Below are 23,937 nucleotides of genomic sequence, written 5' to 3' on the forward strand. Positions count from 1 at the left end.
CTAGGAAGTGGCACTCTTATTCCTCAATTGAGCCATTTAACGCCGCCGCCATTGCAACTGTTCTGAGAGTCGCAACAAAAACTGACGAGCAAGTTTTAGTGCTTCTTGGTACTGTTGCTCCGAACTATGCTCCGACCAACTTCTCCCCGTCTTCTCCTTAATAAACCCAAAAACTGCTGAATGAATCAACGCTGAATTATTCTTAAAATTCGGCTCCTCACCCCTAGCGTGAACTCGCTCTATTGCCTCAACCAGCAACTTTGTTGGACGTTCCACCAATGAGCAACCATTCGTCCCATCTGGAATCAGATTCTTCGTTTTAAACAAATCGTTGATGAAACTTCGTACCTGTGCGCCATAACGAGCTTGAGTTTCCATCTTCGCCTTATCGGGACGAGCAACAGCCTCCGGGTGAGGCACCTCTACCACTTCCGAAGCTAACTCCGTCTCTAATCCTTTCAGAAACAGCTCATAAGCCGCTTGGGGCATCGTATCCTTGAGCCGTACACCCCCAACAACAATTTCACCCTGATCATCCAAATCGAATCCGCGTTTTTGCAGTACCACTCGCCGCGAATAGTCTCGGTAAGAAATTAGCTCCTCACCCACCAAAACCTGCCAATCTAACCCAATGTGGGAGAGAAAATGGGCAGTTCTTTCCTCTCTAGGTTCCCTGGATTTACTAACATCCACCCCTACGCCCCTAGGAAAATCACTCCAAGCGGGAGTAATTTGCACCGTCCCATCATCCAGAACTGCTTCTACCTGAATTTCGTAAGTTCTGATGCTTCTAATTTGGGTCAATTTTTCACTAATTGCATCCGCTTCTTGCTGCCAAGGCGTTGACCTCTCCCCCAACCCCTCTCCTTGCACCAGAGGGGAGCTCGACTCCTCTGTTTCTAGCCCCCCCTTAATAAGGGGGGGTTGGGGGGGTGAAAGACGGGTTAAGTCATCCACACAATAACTCCCCCCCGACTCCGACACAAGGGGACTCTTCCCCTTCACCTCTTCCGACAAACTTCCTGTAGAACGAAGTTCTTCAACTAACGAAAACTTCGATGAAACCTCTTCCCTCGCCACCACTGGCACACGCACCTGCAACATATCCCCCGGTTTAACAGTTGAAGTATCACTTAAATGGAGAAGGGTTTCACCCGCTTCATACTCCGTTGTGAGGAGAGGACGCACCCGTTCCCGCACCACTTCATCTCGAATCACATCCGAAGTTACTCCTAACTGAAACTTCTCAAATAACTCCCTCAGTCCTAATGCCGAATGAGTGACAACAACGCCCCAATTGGGATGCGTTAATTGCGGAAAATACCCCGGTGGTTCCCCCGGTACTCGTCGCAACGCCCTCCCCCATTCCTGTTCCGCAGGGGACATGCTTTTGAGAATACATAAACAGCAGGAAACTGAAATCCATTGATGGTCAAACCCTACCCCCACTAACCCGCAATGCACAATCACCCAATAGTCACCGCTATAAAAACGCGACAAAATTGAACTCGGACGACCGGCTAAGTCGTAAGACTCATGTTCAGAATGAATCACGCCAACTCTTCCCTGCAAAATGGGAAAGTTCTCTTCTAATAACTTGGCGACTCGATGGGTATGGGGAATATTCAGCGCCCGCACCAGCATGGCATGAGGTTGCCCCGTGTGTTCGCGCTTCCTGACTAAAATCTCTACTGCCATTTCTAACACCGGCATTGAGAAAGAATCAGCAAATAAAATCTGACGAAACCACTGCTTATCTGTCTCGGCTTTATTTAAAAATTCCTCAAAGTTATATTCAACTTCTTCCCCATTCTCCTCAATCAGAAATGCGGTCGAAGTCGCTTCCTTATACATCAACTTTTTAATCGGCGGGGGGGTGAGCTTCCAAGCATCTTGAAGGGTAAACTCGTAATCGGCAACAGGGGCATATTTGAGGACACTTCGCCCCAACGCATCTTCCTCTTCCACCTGGGTATAGCGAACATGAGGAAGGGGTTGAGAGTCAGAACGGAATTTTGACCCGGTAAAATAAGCGAGCAGCGACTGATCCAAATAATTACTAATCGTGCGATAGCTCATCGCTGCCGAGAAATGCGCTTCATCGGTAATGATCACTCCAACTGAACCGGGTTCAATATCTCCTCGACTGACGAGATTGACCAAAAACTGCCGATTACTAACAAGCATATTTGCCTCATTTAAGCAATAGGCATAACTGTTGAAATCGCTAGCATCTAACTCGACAATCTTGGGCGGTGGCACTCCTGGCGGTAAAATCTTGAGGCGATATAGCAGCCATTCATCGTAGCGTGGACGGTGCTTATAATCGGTAGGAAAATCCTTTAAAAATCGGGCACGAAGCGTACAATTATCTGACAAAAATAACGCCGTTCTCCCTTTCATCCAAGGCGCAAGGATAAAAGGCGTAACGGATTGAATCAGCGTTTTTCCCGTACCCACTCCCGCCAGAATCAACGCCGCCTCTCGCGGTGATGCATCCATCTCCCCCCGACAAGCTTTCTGATAAATGGCTAACAGCGCTGCTTGCTGATGGGGATAGAGTCCTGTCTGCCCTTGGAGGAGGCGGTTCAGGACAAGCGAATGATACTGGAGGAAGTAGTTGTCAGAATCTGGCATCATCGATAGCTTGACAGTGTTAAATTAGAACAAATGTTCTGTTTCAGCTAAATTCGCGTGGGTTGACCCTGCCTCTACGCGATCGCATCTGACCTTAATTCAAGATTTTACTCCTAAATACTAGAACAAATGTATTAATCCAAGCTCCTAACATCACTTCTGCACACCGTGCTGCTTGAGAACTTTAGCAGGACTGACAAACGAAATGCCCTGATTAGACGACGTGCTAATCATGACGGCTTCAATCACAGGCTCATAAACCGTTTTTAGTGCAACCCACTCCACAATAAAGTTTGCACCGGACCCTCCACTGGTATCATCTGCTGCAATAAAGAAGTCTGTGGAAGCAAGCGGCTTTAGTTCTACTGGACTCTTAATATCCTCCCTAATCAATTGCCCATCGGTATCGTAGTAACGCACGGAAGTGATGATAATCGAATTTGCCAAATCCGTATTTCGGATACTGAGCGTGGCTGACAAATTCATGGCATGATTCTGGCTATTGTGGTGATAAATCTGCGAGTAAACCGGGACGTATACAGTTTGTCCCATCACAACTTTTGTCTTATCTAAGGTGACTGCTCTGAGTGAAGTTTCACGCTTTGTATCAGGTTGTTGCCTTTGTGAGGTAGTTTGGGCCGAACAGGAGGCAAGGGCGATCGCAAAAATCGCCCAAAAAACCCAGAGATGCTGTTTCAGCTTCATCGGCATTTATCTGAACAGACCACACATTGCGGTTACACCTTCAGTAGAGGGAACTGGCTCCTGTAAACTCAAACGTAGCTAATCTCTCAATTTCTTTGAGGAAAGCGAGTTTATGGGAGGAGTATCGGTTATGGAGTGGATTGTAGCGCAACAAACTCCCTTGGGCAGCAATCCTGCTACAGATAGCCAAACAGCAGGAAGCATTCCTGAGCTGGTCATTATCCTAATTATTTTGCTGATGATTGCAACAGCAGTTGCGCTCATCACTCAGCGGTTGCGAATTCCCTATGTTACGGGTTTGGTGCTGGCAGGTTTACCGATTACGGAGGTTTTGTCGCGTCGAATTGGATTAGACCCGTCTTTAGTCTTAAATCTTTTCCTACCCATTCTAATTTTTGAAGCCGCGATCAATACAGATATCAGCCGCCTCCGCAGCACCTTTAAGCCGATCGCACTTTTAGCGGGTCCAGGCTCTGTTTTTTCCTCGGCAATTATTGCGGTTCTGGTTAAATTTGGGCTAGGGCTACCCTGGATTCCCGCGTTGCTGATTGGAGTCATTCTGGCAAATACCGATACCGTTTCGATGATCGCGGTCTTTAAGGAAATTCGCGTACCTTCGCGATTGAGCACCATTGTAGAAGGAGAAACCCTATTCAATGATGCGGCGGCTCTAGTCTCATTCAATTTGATTCTAGTCATTTATGCCACAGGTTCTCTCAGCGCTGTGGAAGGAGTGAAGGAACTGCTCGTAGTCGCCTTAGGTGGAGGACTTGTGGGAGGCATCTTAGGCTACTTGAGCCTGCCAATATTTGTTCGATTAAATGACCCCTTGAGTAGTCTCTTACTAACCGTTGCCCTAGCGTTAGGAACTTTCCAAATCGGGCAATTTCTAGGAGTATCCGGTGCAGTTGCTGTGGTGATCGCCGGACTGATTTTTGGCAATCTTGGACTTTCTCGCAGTCCGTCTGCCTCGGATCGAATTAACTTGTTGAGCTTTTGGGAATACGCCGGTTTTGGGGTTAATACGTTTATTTTCCTGCTCATCGGCATTGAGATTAACCCAGTGACACTGTGGAGAATTTTGCCATCTATTCTGTTCGTCATTTTGGCGTATCAACTAGGACGGATTCTCTCGGTCTATCTGTTGTTAGCAGGGCTGCGGTGGTTCGATCGTCCGATTCCTCTTCGCTGGCAGCATGTTCTGTTTCTAGGAAACATTAAAGGCTCGCTCTCGATGGCACTGGCGCTGAGTATTCCGCTCACATTGCCAGGACGGGACAATATTATTGCGCTGGTTTTTGGTGCCGTTTTATTCTCGCTGGTTGGACAGGGATTAAGCTTACCCTGGCTGGTCAAACGCTTGCAGATTAGTCGTGCTTCTGATGTGATGCAGGAAGCGGGACAGTTGCAGATTCAGTTGATTGCCTCCAAAGCCGCTCAAGATGAGCTAGATAATTTGCTCAAATCAGGCGTATTGCCGAAGGCCGTTTACGAGGAATTGTGGGCATCGTACCAGGCACGAGTAGCCGAATCTGAGCGGGTGTTGCGCGATCTCTACAATCAACATCGGGCAGGTCATTTGAAGAGCGATAGTAGTGGGCTAGATGCGATTCGACGGCGATTGCTTCTGGCGGAAAAGGGAGCAGTTAGCAATGCCCTCCGTAAACGAATTGTTCCAGAAGATTTAGTGCAACCCTACATCAAAGATTTGGATGAGAAACTTCTACGGTTGGAAGATGACTAGCGTGAATGCCGAGATAATCAATCATGGCGTGGACTAGCTCAGGACGGGTGACGACCAGAATGGTAGAGCCTGCTTCGAGGACAGTATTGCCGTTGGGAATCTCCAAATTAGCGCAGGAATGACATTGGTAACCAATGATCAGCGAACTGGTTGGGAATCGAGGGTCTTGAGCAATTTGGGCAACGGTTCGACCGGCTACATAACAATCGCCTGGAACGGGCAACTTTAACACCTCGACTTGCCCTTGTTCAAAGTGCATCATCGACTCGACTTGGGGGTATTCGATCGCATTCGCCATTGTTGCGATTGCCAAATCAATGGTGCTGATAATGTGGCTAGCTTGAGCCAGTCGGTAGGCTTCGAGAAATTCGCGATCGCGCATCCGCACCACAATATGCGAAATGCCATAGCTCCTGGATAGGGTGATCAGCGCTAAATTCAACGCATCATCCCTAAGTGCAGCAACGACTGCGTTTGCTTGTTTGATTCCCGCTTCGAGAAGAACAGTTGTGCTGACGGCACTGCCCTCAAATGCCATCACCCCAATCTTTTCACGCGCAAAGCGACAGGCAAGCGGATCGGTGTCGATGATGGCAACCGTATGACCGAGTTTTAATAACTGCTGGGCCAAGCCAAGCCCCATCATTCCTGCTCCACCAATTAAGACATACATCGCTGACTCTCACTCTAAGAACGAAACTACCCAGTTCTCTACAAAACTGGTCTACCCTTGATGCGGCGCTTAACATCGGCTCGGTGCAGCACCCCCACAACCTAGCCTCGTGTCTAAGTTCACGAGCAGTTCACGAGCATTGTCCTCAAACAGCCGCACCTCAGTCAATCAATTGGTCGGATTTGCGTCTGTTGCAGTTGGCACATAGCGCCAAAGCATTCCAAACTTCGGTTGCGCCCCCTTGGGAAAAGGGGATTTTGTGGTCAGCCTCGAAATTTTCTGCCGCTAAAGGTGTGCCACACAGTTGGCACTGGTAACCGGCACGCCGCAAAATCAGAAGTTTTTGAGTCTTTGTGAAGCACCGTCGCCGCAACTCAACCGCTCCTTTGGAAAACCTTAACCATCATTCTATAGCAGTCGCCAAGGTGATTAGGACAAAGCCAAATACTGAAACCTTGACCCGTTAAGCTTTTCTCTTCTGCCTTCTGCCTTCTGCCTTCTGCCCTCTGCCTTTTGCTATAAGAGGATTCCAGAGTCGAATCACAAACCCCAAGGGGACGAATTAAGGGTAAGATTAATAACTTCAAGGGTAAGCCCACCCCTGTCTGGAATACCCGATCAGCAATCATTCACACTCTCTCAGGAATCCGATCAAGATGAGCAGCACAGTGTCTGACATTGTCGTGAAGACGATGGACGCAAAGGAAAAGCCACTATCAGAATATGCAGGAAAGGTTCTCTTAATCGTTAACGTTGCTTCCTACTGTGGCTACACGTCCCAGTACGCGGGATTAGAAAAGTTAAATCAAAAGTATCAAGACGCGGGGTTACGCATTTTGGGGTTTCCCTGCAATGATTTTGGAGCGCAGGAACCCGGAAGTAATGCGGAAATTGCCCAATTCTGTTCCACTTCCTACGGCGTCAGCTTTGAATTATTGGATAAAGTCCATGCCAAGGGTTCTGAGCAACACCCTCTTTATGCTCGACTGACCCAAGGCGCACAGCCATCTGGGGACGTGGCTTGGAACTTCGAGAAATTTTTGGTGAGTAAGCAAGGTGAGATAGTCGCTCGTTTTAAGAGCAGTGTGACGCCAGAGTCTCCAGAATTGATTGCTGCGATTGAAACAGAATTAGCCAAATAACACGAGAGGTCAAGCTTCGCCATGAAGGTTGCTATCATTGGCTGTGGTTATGTGGGGAAAGCGATCGCAGATTACTGGCGTCATGAGTTAGGCTTTTTTGTCACCGCAACAACGACCCAGCCTGAAAATGTGAGTACTCTCGAAGACTATGCTCAGCGCGTTGTCGTCGTGAAAGGTCATGACTCAGTGGGTTTACAATCAGCGCTACAAGACCAAGAGATTGTACTGTTGAGTGTTGGGGCTAAAAATGCTGAGGTGTACGAAGAAACGTATCTGCACACTGCTCAAACTTTAGTCTCCGTCCTCAAGCAATCGCCGACTGTACGACAACTAATTTATACCGGAAGTTACGCGGTTTACGGCGATAGAGACGGGGCGTGGGTGGATGAATCCTCAGCCGTTGCACCCGCTAACGCGAATGGACAAATTCTCGCTCAAACCGAGCAAGTTTTACTCTCGGCATCTAATGATAACCTGAAGGTTTGTATCCTGCGACTAGGCGGAATTTATGGCCCTGGGCGGGAACTGGTGAAAATATTTAGGCGCGTTGCGGGTACAACCCGTCCGGGTAATGGTTATGATGCCACCAATTGGGTGCATTTGGATGATATTGTGGGTGCGATCGAATTAGCTCGGTCTAATCGATTACAGGGCATTTATAATCTCGTGGATGATGCCCATCTCACCACTCGCGAACTCCTAGATAGGGTGTGTGAACGGCACCATTTACCTCAAGTGATTTGGGATTGTTCCTTGAAGAGCGTTCGACCCTACAATGCCAGGGTTAAGAATCAGAAGATTAAAGATGCTGGGTATCAGTTCAATCATCCACAAATTAGTGTGTAATTGTTGAGGCATGGGTAATGGGTAATAGGTAATGGGTAATAGTGGAACAATGATTTTTCATATTGACCTTGTGCCTAACCAAGTTGATCGCATCCGTTAGCATCGGAATACTTTTTTGTAAAGCAGCGGTTCACGCAGGTTTTCACAGAGGTGGGTAGAACTTGTGAAGCTGATTTTTCGTTAATTCCTATTGCAGAAGAAACAATCTTACTCATTCGCCAAAACCCTATAGACTAAAGGCAGGACGCCAGGAAAAGCATTCTCGCCTTGAGTACGTAGAACTGAATCGGGGGCTTGTATTGACTGAAAACCAAAATCCCCTCCAGGCAATATCACGCAGTGAACGGCGGCAGCAGGTTCGTAGTCAACTGCAAATACTGCTGGAACAAGGAAATCTGCAAGACGCTAAAGCACTACTGGTACCCGTACAACCGGTGGATATTGCCGAAGCGATCGAGGGGTTACCCGAAGCCATGCAGGCGATCGCATTTCGCTTACTTCCTAAAAATGAAGCGATCGAGGTTTACGAATATCTGTACTCTAGTGTCCAAGAGTCACTGATTGAGAAATTCAAGCAGCAGGAAGTTCTTGACATCGTTGACAAGATGTCGCCTGATGATCGCGCCCGTCTGTTTGATGAATTACCAGCAAAAGTTGTCCGGCTTCTAGTTGAACAACTCAGTCCGGAGGAACGCGCCGCAACCGCCCAACTCCTGGGTTACGAAGCCGATACGGCGGGGCGACTGATGACGCCCGAATATATCTCCCTCACCGAGAATTTGACGGTTAGCGAAACCCTAGAACGAATTCGTAGTTTAGCCAATGCCAGCGAGATTATTTATTACCTCTATGTCACAGATGAGTCACAACACCTGAGCGGAATTGTCTCATTACGAGATTTAGTCACGTCCCAGCCTCAGCAAACTTTGGGTGAAATTATGACTCGCGATGTGGTCTATGTGCAAACAGATACAGCCCAAGGGGAAGTGGCACGACTGATTCAACGTTACGATTTTCTCGCGGTGCCTGTCGTGGATCGGGAAGAGCGTTTAGTCGGTATTATCACGGTTGATGATGTGATCGATATTTTGGAGAGAGAAACCACGAAGGATATCTATGCATTAGGGGGTGGTGTACAGTCGGAGGGTGACAATTATTTCCAAACCAATTTATTTGCTGTTGCTAGAAAGCGGGTGGTTTGGCTGTTCGTCTTGCTGCTCACGAATACCGTTACGGGTAGCATTATCCGCTCCCAAGAAGATATCTTGCAGCAAGTTGTCACCCTAGCAGCGTTTATTCCCCTACTTACAGGCACTGGTGGAAATGTGGGTGCTCAATCTTCAACGGTGGTGATTCGGGGTTTGAATACGGATGAAATTCGGGATTTGGGAGTTGTGCAAATTGTGTTTCGCGAGGCACTAGCAGGCGCACTATTAGGAACAACTTTGGGAACCGTCGCGACACTATGGGCTTATTTGTTACAGGGAAATTTCTTTGTGGCACTCTCGGTAGGCGTGAGTCTCGTGGCGATCGCAATTCTTGCCTCTATTGCCGGTTCAGCATTGCCCTTTCTCTTCCGTTCCTTTGGTTTCGATCCAGCTTTAATGTCAGCACCGTTTATCACCACAGCGGTTGATGTTTTAGGGGTTCTGATTTATTTCTCTATTGCCCGCATGGTTTTAGGGCTTTGAACACAGAATCAAGGTAACGACTCAGATATCTAAACCAACCCGAGTAGAGCGTTTGGAGGAAGCTTCGCGAGAAAATCCAGTATTACCTTCGCCACAGTATCCGCCGACTCTACCACAAAGGCGTGACCACCCTGCTCCAGGATAACGAGTTCAGCATGGGGAATACCTTGAGCGAGTTGCTCGGAAAATCTAACTGGAGTCAGAATATCTTCCTTGCCAACCATAACCAGTGTAGGGCAATGAATGTTTGCAAGGCGATCGCTAGTATCACTGCTAAGAATGGCTCGACTTTGGTGATAGAGTCCATGAGGTGTTGCCGGAAACGGGTAATCCTCAATCAAATTGATGAGTTGCTCGATTGTCCCTGGAGTTGAATAAAATTCATCGGTAAACAACCAAGATAATAGAACCTTCTGATAAAGCGTTCCCTGTAATTTCTGTGTCAAGTCGCCAAACAGTTCAATCAGTGAATTGAACTTACCATCTCCCTTTGCCCAAGAGGAGAGCAGTATCAAACTTTGGATTTTTTCTGGATGTGCCAAAGCTAGTTCTTGAGCAATTTGTCCACCCATCGAATGGCCTGCAACATGGACTTGAGAAATGTTCAAGTAGTCCAACAATGCCACTGCATCAGCTGCCATTTGTTGGATGCTGTAAAGACTATCTGGCGCTGAAGATTGCCCAATTCCTCGGTTGTCAAAGCGAATCACCTGATACTGCTGAACCAGCGATCGCATCATTGCAGCCCAAGTTGAACTATCAGTGCCAAACCCTGCTATCAACAGTAATGGCTCGTTTTCACTGGAACCTTGAATCTTGTAGTACAAATCGATTCCATTGACTTGAATGACTGACACAGCTAACCCTCCTAAAATCCCGCTTGCACGAACTCCAAAAACATAGAGTTTGCCGAGCATAGCACAAGAAATTCAGGAGGTTATAAAGACGGGTGTCGTATTCTAAGTTGGAGCTATAGCAAACTTTATCTGCTGCCCCTGAGATGATGTCCCCTTAATTACTTATCATAAAATCCTATTCGTAGTAGGCACAAAGAGTGCCCTCTCCAAGAGGACTAAAGTCCTCACGACCAACTCTCCACCTATTAGGGTTGTATTGACGAACACCCTATAAATCAATGGGAATTGACAAACTCGCTTGAAGTTTTAAAGGATACTCTCTGTTTCTGGCGCAACAATCTCACCCTCAGTCTTAATCAGATTGTCTTGCTCAGTAATCAGGTCAGTGAGTTCATTAAATGTAACACCCATATCACTGCAAGCACTCTTTAGTTCTTGACTGAAAGTGTGAAGATCATTGCCATAGCCACACTGTTTGGCCGCCGTTTCAATTCCCTGCTTAGCATTAGCTCTTGCACAATCAACTAATTCCAATCCTTGAAGGCGAGTAGAGGATGCCATAGCTTTAGATTCTTCCTGTTTTCGAGTTAACCCTAGATTAGTCGAAACGTTTGCTAGGGCTAATCTCTCAGTAGGTAGAACATCCTAACGGCGTTTCTGCCAATATTGATAGATACTGTAGGCCAGAGTGACAACACCCGTCACGATCGCAGACTCATTCACTTCAAATTGAGGGTGGTGCAGTGGGTAGTTGGGCTTATCCGGGAACCCCACACCCAACCGGAACATGGTACCGGGGGCATGTTGTAGATAGATGGAAAAATCTTCAGCGCCCATTGAGGGTTCGGGTAAGATTTGAACGCGATCGCTTCCCCAAGCTTCTTTGGCGGACTCTTCCAAAAGTTGAGTGAGGGCTAAATCATTTTGTACCGAAGGCACTCCTCGGCGGTAGTTAATCTCGTAACGAGCACCGTACATGTTGCAGACATTCGCGACAATCTTTTCCACCCACTGCGGTAAATCGGCATGAGTGTCAGGATGGAGCGATCGCACCGTTCCCGCCAATCGCACTTGGTCGGCAATCACATTCGGTGCCCTTCCACCACTAATCTGCCCAATTGTCAAGACGATCGGTCGCAACGGATTTTGGGTGCGGCTAATCGCTTGCTGAAGCGTCGTAATCACCTGCGAGGCAATCCAAATCGCATCAACAGCCTCATGGGGACGGGCACCATGACCGGATTCTCCCATAATAAAAATTTCTAAATCATCCGCCGCCGCCGTCAACGCTCCATAACGAACCCCTAAGGAACCACCGGGAATCGAGGGGAACACATGAACGCTAAAAATCGCACTCACATCATTCATGGCCCCATCTTGCACCATCCAATTGGCACCTTGGGCAATTTCCTCTGCGGGTTGGAACAAAAAGCGGGTATTACCCGGTAACATTTCTCCCAACTGGGACAGCAGCATTGCCGTGCCTAACCCGAGTGTCGTGTGGACATCGTGACCGCAGGCGTGCATAATTCCTGGCTTGCGCGAGGCGAATTCGACATAGGTTCGTTCGGTGATGGGTAGGGCGTCCATATCTGTGCGGATTGCCACCAAGCGGTCATCCGTACCACCCACCAATTCGCCAATCACCCCGGTTTTACCGATCGCCTCTTGGACAACGATACCGCAGGAAGACAGCACACCCGCAACGTAAGCCGCTGTCTGCTGTTCCTGTCCACTCAGTTCGGGGTGGGAGTGGAGATGACGCCGGATTTCAATCAGGCGTGGTGCTAGTTTTTCAGCTAAGTCTTTAATACGAGAAAGCATGGGGTTGTTCTTCGTGCGACTGCATCCGGACTTACGCACCGACTCTCAATGTAGGGTACGTCGGGATGTACTCTACCAATTCTTGGGGTGTCGAGTCGTCAAATTGACGTAAGTCCTATTTATAAAATCTTCTACAGTATTATCCAGATTTCTGGAATTATCATGCTCTGTGAGGATAAGCTCTCTGAGTTAACAATGACCTTTTCTTTTACAAGGTAATCCTTTCTGAATAGCACCCACTCCTTCGGTAAAGTGGTTAAGAGTATTTTAATCATGTTCGCTAAACTCTATGACCCAAGACAAGCCAAACCGTATTGATCAACCTGAAGGCACCCAGAATTTATACCGCCGCCCTTCTCGGCCTACTCGCCAAGAACCCAAGCCGATTCAGGTACTCGAAAGCGCAACGAACCAGGCGGGAGAGGTGTTTAACGCGGGGGACATAATTCAGGTCACTTCACCTTGGGGGAGTAAAGCGAAAGCAGAGATTACGGATTTTTATCAAGATGCCGAGGACAAAGCTTGGGCGCACTATACTCCCAGCGAAACCCGCGAAGGCTGGGATTGGGAAGGTGGCTGCATCTTGGCAGGGCTACTCGTGAAAGCGGCTGAAGCGCCTTCAGACTAAACGTTTTTACTAGTTCGTGAGTAATCTTGCCTACAAAACCAAAGAAAGTGTAAAGAAAACGAGAGAAATGAGCAAATTCCTGATAAAAATTAACTTAAGTTCAAATGGAGTCAGCCTGATAAAGACTCTAAACATAAATCACTCGGATTAATATTTGTTGGGAAACAGCCCCAGTTTTTAGGGGCTGAATTTTTATTTTATATCTTCTGAAAATAGCTCTCTCCTCCAGCTTTAATTGATAGCTTCCTGATATCAGGCTTTGTCAGTGCCTATGCCGAGGAATGTAAATTTGGCTTGTAAATGTATCGAGCTGAAGGAATATTATTAAGAAAGTCCTGTGAATTTTTCTTCAAAAAAGGTAGCCATGCGTTTTGGCTCAAACTTATAAAAGTCTTCTAGGAGTCCAGCGGTACAATAAGTGTGATATCGCTCGATCAAAGACAGCAAACCCTCCTGCACAACCTCGATATAATATAGCGTCGCGTTGTACTCGTTGTTCAGGGCTGTCAGATTCACTAAGATAGCCTCTATATTGAGTTCACGATGCATTCGTTTCAGCCTGGATAAACGCCGTCTGGCGGCATCAAATATCTTATCGGGTGGGACATTATTAATGGATTTTTCCAGATGCTCTGCTGCCACTTGCAGGTTGCACATCTGGCAAGCTTGCCTTGCTTGCAGACAAGCGACTTTACTCTCAAGAACTCGTGAACGACAGTTTTGTATCTCACGAGCCAGGTTAGCTAGTTGTTGGTGCGCCTCAAAAGATAAAGGTGAAAACATTGGATGACATCTTCTCCAGATAGTTGAGTGGATTGAGCGTGCGTTATTTAATAAATCAACAGGGTTGGAGAGTTTTCCGCACATTCAGACATAATAGGCACGATGGCTTACTCTTGTATCCTCAAATTGAGCAATTTTCTCAGAGGACTTGCCAATCAGCTTGCCAATGCTTAAATCCTACTCAGGACAGACAGCCATATTAACCGTTATTGTTTAAAAGAGGTGAAGGAAAAAAGCACAGAGAGCAAATTTCCGAATCTAGCACCTTTTGGAGCAAGCCAATCTAACTAGCTCAAATTTAATAAAGAAACTTTAACAATTCCTTAAATTCACTTTAAGTGATACTCTTTAATCAGGTTAGTTAAAAGCTATTTTTGTTAGAAAATCAAGTCATCCACAACGAGTGCTAAGTAGGTAGGCATAAATAAACAAAGGTATGTCAACAAATATTAAGAGACGCCCGCAAACGCACAACATAGAGTCAGTCTCTTGATTTTCTACGTTACTGATACCCTGCGGCTTGAAGTGAGAACAACCTTGCGTAACGCCCTCCCAGTTGCAATAACTCCTTATGGGTTCCCTGTTCAAGAATTTCTCCCTCAGCCATAACCACAATGGTGTCAGCCATCCGCACCGTCGAGAAGCGGTGGGAAATTAACACCACCATCTGATGTTGAGTAATGGTGCGGAAGTGGTCAAAAATTCGCACCTCGGCTTCCGCATCCATCGCCGCCGTGGGTTCATCCAAGACTAAGATGTCTGCACCCGTCCGCATAAATGCACGGGATAGGGCAATTTTTTGCCATTGACCCCCGGAGAGTTCCTGTCCTCCCTTGAACCATCGACCCAGCTGAGTGGCAAAACCCTCTGGCAACGATTCAATAAACGGTTTAGCCATCCCTTTTTCAGACGCCACTGCCCAGCGTGTGTCATCTTCTAGATGGTTGACATCCCCGACCCCCACATTTTCACCGACGGTAAAGTGGTAACGCACGAAGTCCTGAAAAATCACACCGATTCTTTGGCGCAATACCTCAATATCCCACTCTTGCAAATCCAAACCATCTAGGAGAATTTGTCCCGAATCTGGGGTATATAAGCGGGTTAACAGCTTAATGAGAGTGGTCTTGCCCGAACCATTCTCACCCACGATCGCTAATTTCTCACCCGGTTTAAGATGAAGTGAGATGTTTTTCAGCGCAGGTTTGGCAATTCCTGGATAAGTGAAGGAAACGTCGATAAAGCGCATCCCATCCCCCGGAATTAAACCCTGACGCGCTTTTCCCCTGGGTTTAGGCACATTCTGCTCCAAAAATTCGTAGAGATTGGAGAGATACAGATTATCTTCATACATGCCGCCGATTGAAGTTAAGGCACCCGCAAAGGTGGACTGTCCCTGCCGAAACACGGTGAGGTACATAGTCATATCCCCCAAGGAAATGCGACCCCAGATGGTTTCCAGCACAATCCAAGCGTAAGCGGCGTAAAATGTCGCCGTACTCAGCAAGCTTAAGAGGTAGCCCCAAATTCCTCGACGGATGGTGAGGTCACGGTCTTCGTCGTAAAGGCGAAGAAAGATATCACGGTAACGTTGTAGCATTGTGGAGCCAAGTTGGTAAAGCTGAACCTCCTTGGCATAGTCTTCGCGAGCAATTAAGGTTTCTAAATAATGCTGCTGTCGGGTTTCCGGCGATCGCCAACGGAACAGGCGAAACGCTTCCCCAGCAAAGCGAGTTTCGGCAATGAAGGGAGGAACCGCCGCGATAACCAAGACTAATACGGCCCAGAATGAGAAGTTCAGCAGTAAACCGCTATAAGTAACCAAGGCAAGGGCAGACTGAATCAGCCCAAAGGTTCGCATCACCAAGGAAAGGGGACGATGGGATGCTTCATGGCGTGCCTGAGTGATCTTGTCATAAAACTCAGAGTTCTCGAAGTGGGTGAGGTCGAGAGTGAGCGCTTTTTCTAAAATCAACACATTCACCCGTTGTCCCAGCAGAACTCGCAGCAGGGATTGGCAGACGGTGAGTCCTCGTTGCGTTGCCGCTAATGCCATAACGGCGATCGCTTCTAACCCCACATACCTCAAAGCCATCCACCGTTGGGTTTGTGCCCCTGACTGCGAAGCCAAAACGACGCTATCTACAATTAATTTACCCACGTATGCGATCGCACCGGGTAACAAACCGGCGACCAACGTCAGAAGTGCCAACACAAGGGTTAAGGTATGGTTAGTCGTCCATACTAATTCCAAGGCTCGCCCACTGTAGCGGAAGACTGAGAGGGATTGACGCAACCCCCGTGTGGGAACTCTCAAATTCTCTGGAGATCGTTTTGTTGGTCTACTCATGCTTTTGGTATAACAAATTCATGCTACCAAATGAGAGAGCCATGATATTTTCAGACAAAAATGGACAAAACGCCTCGCTCGCCCCTCCCGATGCGCCGAGTGAACCGAAACAAACGGTTCGACATTGTGAGTAATCGGCGCTTTGACGTTAAAAGAATTGGTGTATCGCACTCCCGTTGGCACGATCCTTACCATTTACTGCTCAGAATTGATTGGCCTCAGTTCTTTTTGCTGACGGCGATTTTCTATATAGTCACTAACGCCCTGTTTGCCCTGTTGTACCTGGCAGGAGGAGATTGTATTAAGAATGCTCGTCCTGGGTCGTTCTTAGATGCCTTCTTCTTCAGTGTTCAGACGATGGCTACCATCGGCTACGGGGCAATGTATCCCCAAACCGACTACGCTAACCTGCTCGTTTCAATTGAAGCGCTTGTTGGTTTGTTGGGAGTAGCAATGGCTACGGGACTGATGTTTGCCCGCTTCTCCCGCCCTACAGCCAGAGTTCTCTTCAGTCGTGTGGCAGTGATTACCCCCCATAACGGGTTGCCCACCCTGATGTTACGCGTAGCCAATGAGCGTCGTAACCAGATTCTCGAAGCCCAAATTGGGTTAAGCTTGCTGCGCGATGAAGTCACGATGGAAGGTCTTTCCATCCGCCGATTTTACGACCTCAAACTGCTTCGGAGCCAAACACGAACCTTTGCACTGAGTTGGATCGTGATGCATGTGATTGATGAGGATAGCCCCTTGTATGGGGCAACACCAGAGTCACTAGAAGAGGTGCAAACAGATATTGTTGTCACGCTCACCGGCATTGATGAAACCGTTTCACAGACCGTTCACGCTCGTCACTACTACATTACTGACGAAATTCTGTGGAACATGCGCTTTGTTGATATTTTCTCCAAGAAACCCGATGGGCGGCGCGTACTTGATTTCAACCGCTTTCACGATGTGACGCCGCTTTAGAGCGAGTTTGGCTTGGCATCAGTTCATGGGTTGCAGGGCTGGGGCTAGGGTAGGTAACCACTCTTGTCGCAACTTAGCGATCGCTTCTTCTTTGTGTTTCGCTTCAATCTCAATCCAGGGAGCATGGCGATAGGAACTCGGCATCACCGTAATCAAGTCACTATGGTTGCGGTCACTAAATGATTCGCGCCCGTTGGAGATATGCACCATCTGCCATTCAGGTAGCGGCCAAGTGCTTCGTGCTTCTGTCAGCATCTGGGCAACGCTGGGATGGTCGTAACTGTCTAAACCTTCATGAATCACATGGTGGTGGGCATCAAAGACCATGGGTACGCCAGCTTGGCGACAAACAGCTAAAATCTCCTCGGCGCTGTAGGCATATTCGTCGTTTTCCAGTGCTAGTCGGGAGCGAATTGCCTCTGGTAAGTTGCCGATGACTTGAACTAGCGCGGGAGAGCGATCGCTTTTCCCTCCATGAATTTCCATCACTGCCCAAGGCGATCGGGGTTGCCCTAGCTTATCCAGAATCATCGCGTGCATCTGTAGAATTTTGATGCTATTGGCAACGACATCTGGCTTATCCGAACTGAGAACAACAAACTGATCGGGATGCACCACTATTCGGATGCCAGCCGTAAGCGCACGCTGACCGGTTTTCAAAATTTCTTCATTCAATTCATCGAGAATTTTTCCCCCTAATTCAGTATCAGCGAAGGGAAAAAGACTAGAGGTTATTCGATAAAGTCGGAGTTCATGATTGAGGCAAAAATCGATGGCTTGGTTCAAATTTTGGATATTTTTGGCATACAAATTCCGCAAGATTTCCGCTTGCTCTGTTTCTGACAACTGTAATAAGCGCTTGCGCGTAACCGTGGAGTAGCGCACCTCTTTGGATGCCGTGATACATACTAACCCCAGTTGAGGGATGATGCTCGTCGAACTCATTATTTTCCCTTAATATTCCCTACACTTTTAGGAATAACAAATAATTTCTAATTAGCACACCCACCGCGAGAGGGAACTCTCCCTCAATGCTGGCAGACAGAGGCCATTGATGAATAACCAAAAAAGGCAGACCGGAGCTCATACGAGGATAGAAGGCAGACCGGAGCTTTAGTGAGGACAGAAGGGAAGAGGATTTTAGTCTCTTAACATTTGTTGATATGCCTTCGTTTATTTGTGCTTAGCTAGTTATGCTCTCCGGTGCCTTCTGCCTTCTTCAACCTCACTCAGGAGATACTCTTGTGTGACCGGAATCTCTACAATAAATTCTGTCCCTACTCCTGGAGTCGACACACAACGGATTTGACCCTGATGTTTTTCTACCACAAGTTGGTAACAAATTGCTAACCCCAAACCCCTACCACTGCCGACAGCCTTGGTGGTAAAAAATGGGTCAAATATTTGCTTTTGGATGTTTTCGTTCATGCCACAACCGTTGTCAGTAATCCGAATCACAACGAATGGGTTCTGTTGTACACTCGCCCCGATTTCTCCCTGTCTTCTTCGTACCCACTCTTCAGTTCCCACTTCCGTGCGGATGGTAATCTTGCGGGGAGGTGGTTGGTTTTCTAGGGCGTCAATGGCATTGGAAAGCAAATTCATAAATACCTGATTGAGCAAACTGCCATAACAGGTCACTTTAGGCAATTGACCATACTCTTTAATCACTTCAATTTCGGGGCGAATGACGCTATTGCTAACGCCTTCTGCCTTAAATCGGTACTGTAAAAGCTGTAAAGTATGGTTAATACCCTCATGGATATCCACCGGTTTTAGATCGGATTTATTCAATCGGGAGAAGTTTTGTAACGAGAATACAATCTCTTGGATACGTTCCGCTCCCACCTGCATCGAATTTATAATTTTTTGCCAATCTTCTTTTAAAAAATCTAAATCCAGTTCGGCAATCAGTTTCTGAATTTCAGGTGTAGAATCAGGGTAAGATTTCTGATATAATTCAACGAAGTGGCTGAGGTCTTGAAAATATTGACGGACGAGAAATAGATTAGTGTAAATAAAGCCAAGGGGGTTGTTAATTTCGTGGGCAACGCCTGCAACCATTTGTCCCAGGCTCGACATTTTTTCGGATTGAATTAATTGGGCTTGGGTGCGTCTCAATTCGCTTAAAACCAGTTCTAGTGCTTGTGACTTTTCTCGTTCTCGTGCTTCCGATTGTCGCAGAGCATCCTCCACTTGTTGGCGCTCACAAATTTCCTGTTGCAGGCGTGCATTTTGCTCGCTCAGTTGCTTAGAGAACCAACGCACGGTCAATTGATTCTTAACACGCGCCAAAACCTCTTCACACTGGAATGGCTTGGTGATGTAGTCTACACCACCGACTTCAAAAGCTCTGACTTTATCCCACACATCATCGAGCGCACTGATAAAAATTACCGGAATTACTGAAGTTTTTGGGTCGGCTTTCAGCTTTTCACAAACCTCATAACCATTCATTTGTGGCATGTTGATATCGAGCAAAATCAGGTCGGGCAAAGCCACCGAAACCACTCTCAAGGCTAGCGGCCCACTCCTGACTTTCCGCACTTTATACCCTTGCTCACTCAACATGGTAGAAAGAAGGCGCAGGTTGTCGGGTGTATCATCAACAACCAGGAGGTCTGCCAAAGGGACGAATGCCGAGTTGCTATTCATGGCCTAGGGGGTTCAGTCAAATTGATGATTTGCTCGAGAAGAAAGTTATCGACCAAAGCTGTTAATGCTCGACGCAAAGAATCGTATTCTAAAGGAATTTGCTCAATGAGCTGTTTCATCAATTCGTCATCAGCGTAGAGCGCAGCTTGATGGAGCTGGGTGACCCAAGATGCAGGCATAACGGTTAAAGCATTGGGTGCCATTGGCTGCAATAGAGCTGGTGGCTGGCATAAGCTGGGTATTTCCTGCGGTTCATAGACATATAGCACTCCCAAGTGATGAGCAATCTTTTCGAGAAGTACCTCTCGCTGAAAAGGTTTAGGTAAAAAGTCATCACAACCCGCTTTTAAAATGGCTTCTTGCTGCTCTTCAAAAGCATTAGCCGTTAGAGCAATAATTACAGTTTTTTGGCCTTTGGGGGTTTGTTTAATGTGTTGGGTGGCCTCATAACCGTCCATCACCGGCATAATCACATCCATCCAAATTAGATCGGGTGACCAACTTTCCCACAAGGCGACTCCTTCCTGACCATTCGTTGCTGTGCGGACTTCAAAGCCTAAGGGTTCAAGAATCTTAACCAGCAGTTTGCGATTGACAGCACCATCCTCAACAATGAGGAGACGATAGGACGGTTGGTTTGGCTCTAAACCGATCACCCGCCGTTTACCGGATACGGGTTTTTCGTCCGTCGTTGTGGCTAAGCCTATTGGGATATCAAACTGAAAAATGGCTCCTTGACCGGGGGTACTGGTAACGGCAATTTCTCCCCCCATCAGGCGCACAAATTGTTGGCTAATCGGTAGACCTAATCCCGTACCTTCCATGGACTGGCGACCGGTTGCGCTTTGTACGAACGGGTCAAATAAGCTACTGAGTTCTTCCGGGGCGATCCCAGGGCCAGTGTCTTCCACTTCAAACCACAGGCGGGTATTGGCAAGGGGGAATTGGGGGAGAGGAAACCGCCCTGCCTGATTTCCCCTGCCTCTCATGCCTACGCGCAGCGTGACACGACCGGTTTGAGTAAATTTGATCGCGTTTCCCAACAGGTTAATCAGAGTTTGACGCAATTTACTGTCGTCGGTTTGGATGTATTGAGGGACATCAGAGGCTCGTGTAAATATCAGTTCCAGACCTTTGGATGTGGCTTTGAGTCCGAGCATTTCTTCTAAACAGTCGAGCAGGCGATACAAGTCAAAGCGATTTTGATTCAAGGTGACTTGACCGGCTTCGATTTGGGACATTGACAAAATGTCATTGATCAGATCGAGTAAATGCTCTCCACTGCGATTAATAATTCCCAGGTATTCTTTGTGTTCTGAAGTCATGGACTCGTCACGAGCCATCACCTGAGTAAAACCAAGGATGGCGTTGAGGGGAGTACGCAGTTCATGACTCATCTTGGAGAGGAAGTGGCTTTTGGCGCGGTTGGCGGATTCTGCCTCAAGTTTAGCTTTCTCTAGAGCATTATTTTGCAGCGCTAGTTCTCGACGCTGTTGTTTTTCCTGTTCGAGGAGATTAGCTTGGGCGATCGCAATTCCCAGTTGTGCCGCTAGCGATTCGATAAAGTCAATTTCTTCTGGAGTCCAATGGCGGAAGTGGTCGTACTGATGTAAACCAATGGCTCCATTGGGTTTTCCTTGATAAGAAGTCCGAACGGCTAGCATTGATTTGAGTCCCAGTTGTTGGCATAGGGGTAAAGCGCCTTTTATCAATGGCTCCGTGTAGATATTATCAGAGGCGATAGCTGAGTCTTGAGCTAACATCATCTGCACATGGGGATTGCCAATCACTGGAATTTCTACATTCAGCAGGGAAACTAATCCTGGTGGTTTGTACTCTGCCACTAAAGGAATCAGGGGAATTGGGCGGTCAATGTAGGTATGAATCAGGCAACGATTAACGCCAAAGGCTTCACCAATCTGGATGGCAGCCGTATGAAACACTTGCTTGGGATTCAAGCTAGAGCGAATTTCTTGAGTAATTCTTTCTTGCAACAACACTCGTTGGATTTGTCGCTCTAGGGCGGTTTTAGCCCTCTGAAGTTCGAGTTCTGCGGCTTTGCGATCGCTCACATCAATCACTAAACCATGCCACAGAATCGTTCCATCGTCGCAACGTTCGGGTCGAGCCGCGCCTCGAATCCATTTGAGGGTTCCAGATGGTGTAATGATGCGCCCTTCCCATACCCAAGGTTGTAAGGTTTGGGCGCTGGTTTCGATCGATGCCAAGAGGCTTTGGACATCATCTGCATGAGTGAGTTCAAAGCTGAGTGCGGGATTCTCCAAAAGCTGCTTTGGCTCCAATTCATTAATGTCCCGGCAACCCGAACTCACGAAAGCAAAGCGATAGGAACCATCTGGATATCGCAGAAATTCATACAGCATTCCTGGTATATTAGCAGCCAAGTTTTGCAGGCGAGCTTGACTTTGTTGTAAGGCAATTTCAATGACTTTGCGATCGCTAATGTCCGTATTCGAACCAACCATCCGCACGGGATTCCCCACTTCATCCCAAACGGCTTGTCCCCGCCCCAAAATCCATTTGTAGCTGCCGTCTTTGCACTGTAGGCGAAACTCCACAGCATAATGCGGGATTTTCCGCGCCAGGTAATCTTGCTGAATTTGCATCACCCGCTCCACATCATCGGGATGAAGGCGTGCTATCCACTCATGATTGTCGTACCCAATTTCCGAGTCTTCATAACCCAGCATTTCTTTCCAGCGCCTGGATCTGAAGGCTTCATTGGTTTTGAGGTTCAAGTCCCAAATCCCTTCATGGGTGGCCTTGTTGACTAATTGCCAGCGTTCTTCACTCTTGCTCAATTCCTCCTCAACCCGTTTGCGAGCGCTAATATCCGCCGCCGAGCCCAAAATCTGCTTCGGTTTCCCGTCGGTGTTTCTGGTAAACACCGTCTCCCATGCAAACAGCCAACGCCATTCACCGTTTTTGTGCCTCATCCGGTACTCAAACTCTAAGATTTCGCCATCTTTAGCCGACTCGAATCGTTTGAAATGTTCCGGAACTGCCGCGAAATCCTCAGAGTGCATCAGGGTTGGCAGTACAGCCATACCCAGCTGCTGTACTTCTTCTGGAGCGTAGCCAAGAATTGTGTAAACTTCGCGATTGATATAGACGTTACGCCGTTCTATCAAGTCATGAACATACAAAATATTGGGATTCGCGTCTGTGATGGCACACAGCCAACGCTGGCTTTCTTGCAGTTTGGCTTCGACTTGCTTGCGTTGGGTTATGTCGCTCATGGAACCAATACACTCTAAGGGGTTGCCCTGAGCGTCACGCACTAACTTGATAACATCCAAAAGCCAACGGTAAGTCCCGTCTTTGTGTAAAAAGCGATATTCAAAAGAGTGCTGTCCCAAGTCAAATAGCTGTGGGAGTTCCGCAAACAGACGCTCTTTATCGTCTGGGTGGATATGGTTTTCCCAGAAGTGCAAATCCTCTAGGAATTCCTGAGCGCTGTAACCGAGAACGAGGGTGATATTCTCGCTGATGAAGGTGGGGGTGTAGTCGTCAGGCTTGCAGCTATAAATAATGGCTGGGCTATAGGAGACTAAATGCTGTAGACGTTTTTGAGCGATCAGCAGAGCATCAGCCGCCTGCTTGCGATCGGTGATATCCCGGAATGTTACCGCGAAGCCATCACCCAACTTAACCACAACCTGGGCAAACCAAGCCTTGATGCCGTCATAGTCATAATAGAATTCCCCCTCTTGGGGCATACCCGTCTCAATGACAGTGACATACCGCTCAAATAAGCCCACCTCACGATTTCCCGGCAGTTCCACCAGCAGTTGCTTTCCCAGGAAATCGTGAGGGGTTCGCCCCGTCATTTTTGCGGCTGCCTGGTTGGCTAAAATCCACTTAAAATCGACAATTTTACCCTGACTATCCCGAATCGCCTCAAACACCATCACCCCATCCTGGGAGGTATTTAAAACACTAGCGAGTAAAGACTGCGACTGTTGGAGTTGTTGATTTTGTGCTTCGAGTTGCACAGAGAGTCTTCGGATCTTCAGTTGATTCTCAATCCGTGCTAAGACTTCTTCTTGCTGGAATGGCTTAGTAATATAATCGACTGCACCGACTTTTAATCCTTGAATCTTATCGAGCGACTCTGACAGAGTCGTCATAAAAATCACCGGAATATCTTTTGTTTCGGCCGTTGCTTTCAGACGCCGACAAGTCTCAAACCCATCAAGTCCTGGCAACATGACATCTAACAAGATTAAGTCCGGTGCTACCTTGTCCAGCTTGGTGATAGCACTTTCCCCACTCTGTGCCATTAGAACTTTAAAGCCAGACTCTTGCAAGAAGCTAAACAGCATCTTGAGATTGGTCGGTTGATCATCAACAATCAAGATGGTGCTTGGGTTGGCAGTTGACATGGTTATAGCTTGGAAATATGTTGTTCG

18 protein-coding genes are annotated in these 23,937 nt (G+C 47.5%); 6 read left to right on the forward strand and 12 right to left on the reverse strand.

The annotated features are described in order from the left end of the window. Positions 1 to 36 precede the first annotated feature (36 nt). The gene (locus NDI48_08820; GenBank protein MEP0831310.1) at positions 37 to 2,640 is read right to left on the reverse strand and encodes a DEAD/DEAH box helicase family protein; all 2,604 of its coding nucleotides are present in this window, start codon (positions 2,638 to 2,640) and stop codon (positions 37 to 39) included. A gap of 150 nt (positions 2,641 to 2,790) precedes the next feature. After that, positions 2,791 to 3,342: a DUF3124 domain-containing protein gene (locus NDI48_08825; protein ID MEP0831311.1), complete on the reverse strand. Its 552-nt coding sequence runs from the start codon at positions 3,340 to 3,342 to the stop codon at positions 2,791 to 2,793. A gap of 130 nt (positions 3,343 to 3,472) precedes the next feature. On the opposite strand from NDI48_08825, the gene NDI48_08830 reads away from it, so the two are divergent. Then, a complete protein-coding gene (locus NDI48_08830) occupies positions 3,473 to 5,086 on the forward strand; it encodes a sodium:proton antiporter (GenBank protein MEP0831312.1) in 1,614 nt (537 codons plus the stop codon). Here the strand turns inward: NDI48_08830 and NDI48_08835 are convergent. Further along, positions 5,043 to 5,759 carry a TrkA family potassium uptake protein gene (locus NDI48_08835; protein MEP0831313.1) on the reverse strand — a complete coding sequence of 239 codons (717 nt, stop codon included), beginning with the start codon at positions 5,757 to 5,759 and terminating at the stop codon, positions 5,043 to 5,045. The genes NDI48_08830 and NDI48_08835 overlap by 44 nt on opposite strands. 160 nt (positions 5,760 to 5,919) lie before the next feature. Then, positions 5,920 to 6,132, reverse strand: coding sequence for an HNH endonuclease (locus tag NDI48_08840; protein MEP0831314.1), 213 nt, complete (start codon positions 6,130 to 6,132; stop codon positions 5,920 to 5,922). 283 nt (positions 6,133 to 6,415) lie between these two features. Here NDI48_08840 and NDI48_08845 point away from each other — a divergent pair, with 283 nt between their 5' ends. The 3 genes from NDI48_08845 (at position 6,416) to mgtE (ending at position 9,438) form a co-directional block, all read left to right on the forward strand. Further along, complete coding sequence (locus NDI48_08845; GenBank protein MEP0831315.1) at positions 6,416 to 6,901, forward strand: glutathione peroxidase; 486 nt, start codon at positions 6,416 to 6,418, stop codon at positions 6,899 to 6,901. 21 nt (positions 6,902 to 6,922) lie between these two features. After that, positions 6,923 to 7,747 (forward strand): SDR family oxidoreductase, encoded by an 825-nt coding sequence (locus NDI48_08850; GenBank protein MEP0831316.1) that lies wholly within the window; start codon positions 6,923 to 6,925, stop codon positions 7,745 to 7,747. Positions 7,748 to 8,046: 299 nt separating this feature from the next. Next, positions 8,047 to 9,438, forward strand: a complete 1,392-nt coding sequence (gene mgtE, locus NDI48_08855; GenBank protein MEP0831317.1) for a magnesium transporter — start codon at positions 8,047 to 8,049, stop codon at positions 9,436 to 9,438. A 29-nt stretch (positions 9,439 to 9,467) separates the two neighbouring features. Here the strand turns inward: mgtE and NDI48_08860 are convergent, their stop codons facing one another. From NDI48_08860 to NDI48_08870, 3 genes are all read right to left on the reverse strand, one after another. After that, on the reverse strand, positions 9,468 to 10,295 hold the full coding sequence (locus NDI48_08860) for an alpha/beta hydrolase (protein MEP0831318.1): 828 nt from the start codon (positions 10,293 to 10,295) through the stop codon (positions 9,468 to 9,470). 306 nt (positions 10,296 to 10,601) lie between these two features. Further along, complete coding sequence (locus tag NDI48_08865; protein MEP0831319.1) at positions 10,602 to 10,856, reverse strand: hypothetical protein; 255 nt, start codon at positions 10,854 to 10,856, stop codon at positions 10,602 to 10,604. An 84-nt stretch (positions 10,857 to 10,940) separates the two neighbouring features. After that, a complete protein-coding gene (locus NDI48_08870) occupies positions 10,941 to 12,119 on the reverse strand; it encodes a M20 family metallopeptidase (protein ID MEP0831320.1) in 1,179 nt (392 codons plus the stop codon). A 289-nt stretch (positions 12,120 to 12,408) separates the two neighbouring features. Here NDI48_08870 and NDI48_08875 point away from each other — a divergent pair, with 289 nt between their 5' ends. After that, positions 12,409 to 12,747 carry a hypothetical protein gene (locus tag NDI48_08875; protein ID MEP0831321.1) on the forward strand — a complete coding sequence of 113 codons (339 nt, stop codon included), beginning with the start codon at positions 12,409 to 12,411 and terminating at the stop codon, positions 12,745 to 12,747. Between the two features lie 324 nt (positions 12,748 to 13,071). Here the strand turns inward: NDI48_08875 and NDI48_08880 are convergent, their stop codons facing one another. Next, the gene (locus tag NDI48_08880) at positions 13,072 to 13,530 is read right to left on the reverse strand and encodes a hypothetical protein (protein MEP0831322.1); all 459 of its coding nucleotides are present in this window, start codon (positions 13,528 to 13,530) and stop codon (positions 13,072 to 13,074) included. 502 nt (positions 13,531 to 14,032) lie between these two features. Beyond that, complete coding sequence (locus NDI48_08885) at positions 14,033 to 15,880, reverse strand: ABC transporter ATP-binding protein/permease (GenBank protein MEP0831323.1); 1,848 nt, start codon at positions 15,878 to 15,880, stop codon at positions 14,033 to 14,035. A gap of 90 nt (positions 15,881 to 15,970) precedes the next feature. On the opposite strand from NDI48_08885, the gene NDI48_08890 reads away from it, so the two are divergent. Next, entirely contained in the window at positions 15,971 to 16,849 is an 879-nt protein-coding gene (locus tag NDI48_08890) for an ion channel (protein ID MEP0831324.1), read from the forward strand. A gap of 18 nt (positions 16,850 to 16,867) precedes the next feature. On the opposite strand, the gene uvsE is transcribed toward NDI48_08890, so the two are convergent. The 3 genes from uvsE to NDI48_08905 form a co-directional block, all read right to left on the reverse strand. Further along, positions 16,868 to 17,794: a UV DNA damage repair endonuclease UvsE gene (uvsE, locus tag NDI48_08895; GenBank protein MEP0831325.1), complete on the reverse strand. Its 927-nt coding sequence runs from the start codon at positions 17,792 to 17,794 to the stop codon at positions 16,868 to 16,870. A gap of 246 nt (positions 17,795 to 18,040) precedes the next feature. Next, entirely contained in the window at positions 18,041 to 19,504 is a 1,464-nt protein-coding gene (locus NDI48_08900; protein MEP0831326.1) for a response regulator, read from the reverse strand. Continuing rightward, positions 19,501 to 23,910 carry a PAS domain-containing protein gene (locus NDI48_08905; GenBank protein MEP0831327.1) on the reverse strand — a complete coding sequence of 1,470 codons (4,410 nt, stop codon included), beginning with the start codon at positions 23,908 to 23,910 and terminating at the stop codon, positions 19,501 to 19,503. Before NDI48_08905 ends, NDI48_08900 begins: the two co-directional genes overlap by 4 nt. Positions 23,911 to 23,937 lie beyond the last annotated feature (27 nt).

Source organism: Microcoleus sp. AS-A8, assembly GCA_039962225.1.
GTDB lineage: Bacteria > Cyanobacteriota > Cyanobacteriia > Cyanobacteriales > Coleofasciculaceae > Allocoleopsis.

Bases quoted from the DNA above. Each gene is read 5' to 3' on its own strand.
- NDI48_08890 (MEP0831324.1), top strand. From the start codon at position 15,971: ATGCGCCGAGTGAACCGAAACAAACGGTTCGACATTGTGAGTAATCGG.
- NDI48_08885 (MEP0831323.1), bottom strand. From the start codon at position 15,880: ATGAGTAGACCAACAAAACGATCTCCAGAGAATTTGAGAGTTCCCACA.
- NDI48_08905 (MEP0831327.1), bottom strand. From the start codon at position 23,910: ATGTCAACTGCCAACCCAAGCACCATCTTGATTGTTGATGATCAACCG.
- NDI48_08835 (MEP0831313.1), bottom strand. From the start codon at position 5,759: ATGTATGTCTTAATTGGTGGAGCAGGAATGATGGGGCTTGGCTTGGCC.
- NDI48_08870 (MEP0831320.1), bottom strand. From the start codon at position 12,119: ATGCTTTCTCGTATTAAAGACTTAGCTGAAAAACTAGCACCACGCCTG.
- NDI48_08820 (MEP0831310.1), bottom strand. From the start codon at position 2,640: ATGATGCCAGATTCTGACAACTACTTCCTCCAGTATCATTCGCTTGTC.
- NDI48_08830 (MEP0831312.1), top strand. From the start codon at position 3,473: ATGGAGTGGATTGTAGCGCAACAAACTCCCTTGGGCAGCAATCCTGCT.
- NDI48_08850 (MEP0831316.1), top strand. From the start codon at position 6,923: ATGAAGGTTGCTATCATTGGCTGTGGTTATGTGGGGAAAGCGATCGCA.
- NDI48_08880 (MEP0831322.1), bottom strand. From the start codon at position 13,530: ATGTTTTCACCTTTATCTTTTGAGGCGCACCAACAACTAGCTAACCTG.
- NDI48_08825 (MEP0831311.1), bottom strand. From the start codon at position 3,342: ATGAAGCTGAAACAGCATCTCTGGGTTTTTTGGGCGATTTTTGCGATC.
- NDI48_08900 (MEP0831326.1), bottom strand. From the start codon at position 19,504: ATGAATAGCAACTCGGCATTCGTCCCTTTGGCAGACCTCCTGGTTGTT.
- NDI48_08875 (MEP0831321.1), top strand. From the start codon at position 12,409: ATGACCCAAGACAAGCCAAACCGTATTGATCAACCTGAAGGCACCCAG.
- uvsE (MEP0831325.1), bottom strand. From the start codon at position 17,794: ATGAGTTCGACGAGCATCATCCCTCAACTGGGGTTAGTATGTATCACG.
- NDI48_08845 (MEP0831315.1), top strand. From the start codon at position 6,416: ATGAGCAGCACAGTGTCTGACATTGTCGTGAAGACGATGGACGCAAAG.
- NDI48_08865 (MEP0831319.1), bottom strand. From the start codon at position 10,856: ATGGCATCCTCTACTCGCCTTCAAGGATTGGAATTAGTTGATTGTGCA.